This is a genomic window from Salinivibrio sp. IB643, from assembly GCF_001996105.1.
Classification (GTDB): domain Bacteria; phylum Pseudomonadota; class Gammaproteobacteria; order Enterobacterales; family Vibrionaceae; genus Salinivibrio; species Salinivibrio costicola.
On sequence record NZ_MUFF01000060.1, the window covers coordinates 1 to 4,762 of the forward strand.

Consider the following 4,762-nt stretch of genomic DNA (forward strand, 5'->3'; position numbering starts at 1 on the left):
TCAGTAGTGAAACGAAGCAGCGCCGATGGTAGTGTGGGGTCTCCCCATGTGAGAGTAGGACATCGCCAGGCTCTAATTACAATTGATTAAAGCAAAGAGATATAAGCCTTTAGTCATACAGAATTGGTGCGGAGTGGTAGTTCAGTTGGTTAGAATACCGGCCTGTCACGCCGGGGGTCGCGGGTTCGAGTCCCGTCCACTCCGCCACTACTTAGAAACCCTAGCTGAAAAGCTGGGGTTTTTTGCGTTTAAGCTCCCCTGAGCCTGACGTCTTGGTCGCGGCACTTGCAGTGCGCGTTGACTCCCGTCCACTCCGCCACTACTTAGAAACCCTACTAAATTTAGTAGGGTTTTTTTGTTATTAGCCAGGTTCGCCCTGCGGGCGAATGAGTCCCGCAGGATGGCCTGCCCGTTGTCCGCAACCCCGGCCCTCCGCCACTACTTAGAAGCCCTAGCTGAAAAGCTGGGGTTTTTTGCGTTTAAAGCGTCCCTATAGTGTTAGGGTTATTACTGGAGAATAAAAGACATAAAAAAAGCGCCTTGCGGCGCTTTTAATGGTTTAGGCCATGCCTTGGATGACCACAAACTTTTCTAGGAGCTGATCCTCGGTCTCGACATTATCGGGATCGGTGATAATGCACTTGGAGATCGGGCAAACCGACTGGCACGTCGGTTTGTCGTAATGGCCTTTACACTCGGTGCATAAATCGGGCTCGATCTCAAAGATCTCGGAACCCATCGAGATGGCGCCATTGGGGCACTCGGGTTCACACATGTCGCAGTTTATGCATCGGTCTGTTATTAATAGAGCCATGTTTCAAAAATCACTCTTTTTGGCGCCTATATCAAGCGCTTACGAATTACTTTTATTAACTGTTGTTTGCCTTGAGTTACTGAAGTGAACTTTATTTTTCCATGTTTAGTAACGCAAATCCGTAACGCATGGTATTTTTGACGTATTCAAAAAGTAGCGTGTGTGAGCTTTACGGATGAGCCCCGTTCAAAGACCTCTACAGTGACGCGCACTTTAACATAAACCTCAAAAACGGCCAAAAAAGTGATTATGAGCATGCTAGTGAGCGTCGGTCGAAGTATGAAAAGGCGAACTACCTGCGTGTCGATTTTAGTAAAACCGGTAAAGTCACCATATATGCCACGTTCCCAAAAGAGATGGGCTTGAAGGGACGCAAACTTGGGACCTGCCCAGAACTACAGCGCCCGATAGCTCGGGAACAAGCATACGAGATTGCTCATCAACCCTTACTCACAGAACCTGTCACACAAACCGTATCGATGTATTGTATATATGGCTCTAATCGAAGCGTAACAACTACGCTCCTGAGCTATTTACCGAGCTACGCCGCGTGAGGTACTTAGATCTGTCGCTCCCGGCATTGTTGGCTGCTAAGGTGGGCTAGAAATTGGCGCGTAGTTTGGCCGCAAGCTGGATCTGCCAGAAGTAACGGCGGAGAAAATCAAAGAGGTTGAACGCAAAAAAGCAGAAGCCGCACAAAAGCCGTCTGTGAGCTTTGCACCGCAAATCAATATTGCATCATCACCAGGGCAAAATAACGAAGAAATTGCCGAAATCGCAATGCGCAAAATGGAAGAGAAGTACGCTTACGCTACATCCGGCAATGACGTTACCACGCAGCTGGGGTGTTCCGGTATTGATCAGGACTAAACCATGCACCACTTAGTTATTGGCTAGTTCGTGTTTAGCTTGGGGGATAAAACCCCATTGCCAAATTCACTCGCACCACACCCGGCGCTTACACCGAGGTAGGCGTGATCGATAATGCGCGCTCTGAACAAACAGGGCGCCCGCTTGAAAACATCGACATAACCGCTAAATGGCTACAATACGGCGCTTCTGCGAACGTGGACGCCATCCGCAAGCTGATCGACTAACCGCAACAAGTAAGTGACGGCCAAGGTAACAACCTAGGGCGCTGGACGATCAAAACCCTCACCGAAGGACGCAGCAGCCGCATCATTCACGACGGCCGCGCCATGGTCACCGACGTGATGCTGCAGTTGATGGAGAAGCGGGATTGAGTGCTTTGGCTTTATCTAGCAACCTACTGTAGCTCTTTTGCTCTTCCGTTAGTCCGAACGATATTGACCATTGGCCGTCAGTATTGGGAGCCAAATCAGCAAAGAACGCCCCTGCACCTTCAACTTTTCTAATGTCGGGGGAGACCAAGCCTCGGTTTAGTAAGTCACTAAATGTTAAGAGAATACGTTCAGGCTCATTCTCGTAGTTTTTTACAGGTTTATCGTGGCTAACTTCGTATATGTCATAAATTGATTGCTCTGTCCGATCAAGGTTGCATAAGGCTAGAAAAATAACGACCTTTTCGTTACTCAACCCTTCAAAAGCACGTACAAAGCGCTCCTTTTGCGCGTCATTGAGTCGGCTGTCAGGGTCATTAAGCATTAGCAATGCGATGGCTTTAATCACAATCTCGCTCGGCGTGTTGAGTGCCGCCTCTATATACTCGGCAACCTGCTCTTGAAAATGAGGGTTGTTACATAGCGCCTCAAAATTATCCTGATCTGACTTGTCCATGCATGACCAAGCCAGCTCCAATCCTTGCGCAAGCTTCTCTGCACGGCGTCTGCCGCAATGCACATTGAAGGCTTTTACAAGCTGAACCGCGGACTGAGCTTGCGGCAACCCAGGTACCAATGAAGCCACAAGATTGTGCAGTGGCGAAATTAACCCTTTATCCATTTTTCCTCACTAGGTATGTATTGCGATGAGTGTATAAGCCAAACACGGTGAGTTCGTCACCTATTTACTATTCAAACAGTTCAGTCGCATTAGAAACGTATCACGAGTGGCTAAAATCGTGCTGGTTAAACTTCCTATCACCTGTCTCGGTTGAAACAACGATCGCCGCTTAGCCCTTTCCCCGCCTGACCTCGCAGGCTTTCTTATGATAAACCTCAGAGAATGATAATGATGATGGACAATTTTTGCCAAAATGGGCAGATCTCGCCCGATCTTTTGCATGTGGCACGCACGTATCCGCATCAACTTAACTTCATCAAGTTGAGCAAGACACAACTCAAAGTGCTTCAATCAATCAAAAGTGGTGAGAATGTAACAGCGTGGATGATTGCAGAAAGGTGTGACCTTTCGCAGTCGTTCACCAGTACGTTATTAAAGCGACTTTATGACAAATGTTTTTTGAAAAGAAGGTCAGTAGTGGCAGATTCAGGTGGTGTTGCTTACGAATATTTCAAATAACGGTCATAAGGAAGGGATCGCGCAATCATTGTGTCTGCATCTCAGGTAAACGGGTCCTTCTGAGGCCTTTACCCTTGCAAACGCGGCCGACTCGCGAGAAATAGAAATTTTTCAGCGGCCTAGGTCATCACCACCCATACCGTAAAAACTTACCCGTTAACCCTTCAGCATGCAATGCGTGATGCGTAACGTTATTGCATAATTCGCAAAACGTTATGTTTTTTCACATGCTGAAAAGATATTATTATAGGATCGAAGAGTAGTTTCTACATTTTCAATTTCTACCCTTTTATCTTTCATGTTGCTTTTTAATTTCTCTAGAGACGTTACCGTTTTGTATAAAAGCTCATTTTCTAAGGTTTCCTTGAAAGCTGGCTCAAATTCCTTTGCTTTCATTGTTTCACTAATCACATGACTTACTATAGATTTGATATCTTTGAATCTAAAATTTGACATTGAGAAGTTATGAGATATTTTGAATCCAGCTCTTGGGAAGGTGAATTTCATTTCTGCATCTATATGTTTGGAGGATTTAATTAGCTCATCCTCAGACAATGATGATTCGTTTATTTTTGTAGTTAAGTTGTCCACGTAATTGATAATTGATAAGACTGAATTCCAAACATCTAAAATAGGTTCAGGGGTTGGTGGTTTTACGCCATAAATTAGTCCATTGTCAGGGTAAATGTTCTGGTAAAGGGTTTTAGCATGAAATGACATGCTTAATTCATTAAATAAGTCAATATGATAGTCAGAATTTTTACCGAAATGATCTTTGAAATGGGAATAGTGTGAGAGATAAAGGTTGGTTCTGTTTGTAGCCTGCGCCTCGTTGATTTGCAGCGCCGTTTGCTTTGTACCGTGTAGCCTGCCAATCAGCACACCCAGCGGGATGGATAGCGAGCTGATACCTATAGGGAGCGCGCTGATTTTTAGGAATGTGCTATAGCTTTTGGCGGAAAATGAGAGCGAATACTCAAGCCAAACAGGGATAGCTAGCCCCAGTGCGAGAAATACCGGTAGTAATACAGCAAGCCAAAAAAGAAGCTGTTTTTCTAGTCCTGTTCTTGGGTCTAATTTTATCAGGTTCATATACAAACCACTCCATTATAAAACGTTATCAATTAACTTTATCCCTTGTCTCATATATTCTTCATTGAAGTGCGAAAGAGCGACAGGGTCAGAGACGGTTTCATAAAAATGTGCAGCTATCGCTTCGTGATCTTCCTTGTAATGAGAGGGGAGGAATTTCAAGATTTCCACGTACGTTTTTATCGCCAAGCTTAAACTTGATATAAAAAACACTAGAAACTCATGAAAGTCTTGCTCTTCTAAGTAGTAATCTATTGTTTTATTAAAGATGTGATAACTGAATATTTCTTTGCAATATTTATTTTTACTCAAACCCTCCTTGAGTTCATCRATTATCTCATCCCTGTTTTCTAGAGCTTCCCTGCTCATTTCAGGCAATAATGAATTTAATGATTTTAATAAACATTTCTTCTC

At 44.5% G+C, this 4,762-nt stretch carries 7 protein-coding genes and 1 tRNA gene; 4 read left to right on the forward strand and 4 right to left on the reverse strand.

Features of this window, described 5'->3' with window-relative positions; translation table 11 throughout:
• Positions 1 to 130: 130 nt before the first annotated feature.
• Positions 131 to 207 (forward strand) — tRNA-Asp (locus BZG77_RS14130).
• Between the two features lie 352 nt (positions 208 to 559).
• On the opposite strand, the gene BZG77_RS14135 is transcribed toward BZG77_RS14130, so the two are convergent.
• On the reverse strand, positions 560 to 814 hold the full coding sequence (locus BZG77_RS14135) for a YfhL family 4Fe-4S dicluster ferredoxin (RefSeq protein ID WP_077522394.1): 255 nt from the start codon (positions 812 to 814) through the stop codon (positions 560 to 562).
• A 708-nt stretch (positions 815 to 1,522) separates the two neighbouring features.
• On the opposite strand from BZG77_RS14135, the gene BZG77_RS14855 reads away from it, so the two are divergent.
• Entirely contained in the window at positions 1,523 to 1,684 is a 162-nt protein-coding gene (locus BZG77_RS14855) for a hypothetical protein (protein ID WP_158011452.1), read from the forward strand.
• A gap of 275 nt (positions 1,685 to 1,959) precedes the next feature.
• On the forward strand, positions 1,960 to 2,058 hold the full coding sequence (locus tag BZG77_RS15265; RefSeq protein ID WP_241844165.1) for a hypothetical protein: 99 nt from the start codon (positions 1,960 to 1,962) through the stop codon (positions 2,056 to 2,058).
• On the opposite strand, the gene BZG77_RS14150 is transcribed toward BZG77_RS15265, so the two are convergent.
• Positions 2,018 to 2,737 carry a hypothetical protein gene (locus tag BZG77_RS14150; RefSeq protein WP_077647705.1) on the reverse strand — a complete coding sequence of 240 codons (720 nt, stop codon included), beginning with the start codon at positions 2,735 to 2,737 and terminating at the stop codon, positions 2,018 to 2,020. The two genes, BZG77_RS15265 and BZG77_RS14150, sit on opposite strands and share 41 nt — an antisense overlap.
• A 234-nt stretch (positions 2,738 to 2,971) precedes the next feature.
• On the opposite strand from BZG77_RS14150, the gene BZG77_RS14155 reads away from it, so the two are divergent.
• On the forward strand, positions 2,972 to 3,256 hold the full coding sequence (locus BZG77_RS14155) for a MarR family transcriptional regulator (RefSeq protein WP_077647706.1): 285 nt from the start codon (positions 2,972 to 2,974) through the stop codon (positions 3,254 to 3,256).
• Positions 3,257 to 3,469: 213 nt separating this feature from the next.
• On the opposite strand, the gene BZG77_RS14160 is transcribed toward BZG77_RS14155, so the two are convergent.
• Both BZG77_RS14160 and BZG77_RS14985 read right to left on the reverse strand, forming a co-directional pair.
• Positions 3,470 to 4,348 carry a hypothetical protein gene (locus tag BZG77_RS14160; RefSeq protein WP_077647707.1) on the reverse strand — a complete coding sequence of 293 codons (879 nt, stop codon included), beginning with the start codon at positions 4,346 to 4,348 and terminating at the stop codon, positions 3,470 to 3,472.
• Between the two features lie 15 nt (positions 4,349 to 4,363).
• Positions 4,364 to 4,762: hypothetical protein (locus BZG77_RS14985; protein ID WP_206744356.1), on the reverse strand; the 399-nt coding region annotated here is incomplete at its 5' end.

What these genes read in the sequence shown, in the direction of transcription:
- BZG77_RS14150 (WP_077647705.1), bottom strand. Translation starts at nt 2,737, where the DNA reads ATGGATAAAGGGTTAATTTCGCCACTGCACAATCTTGTGGCTTCATTG.
- BZG77_RS14160 (WP_077647707.1), bottom strand. Translation starts at nt 4,348, where the DNA reads ATGAACCTGATAAAATTAGACCCAAGAACAGGACTAGAAAAACAGCTT.
- BZG77_RS14135 (WP_077522394.1), bottom strand. Translation starts at nt 814, where the DNA reads ATGGCTCTATTAATAACAGACCGATGCATAAACTGCGACATGTGTGAA.
- BZG77_RS14155 (WP_077647706.1), top strand. Translation starts at nt 2,972, where the DNA reads ATGGACAATTTTTGCCAAAATGGGCAGATCTCGCCCGATCTTTTGCAT.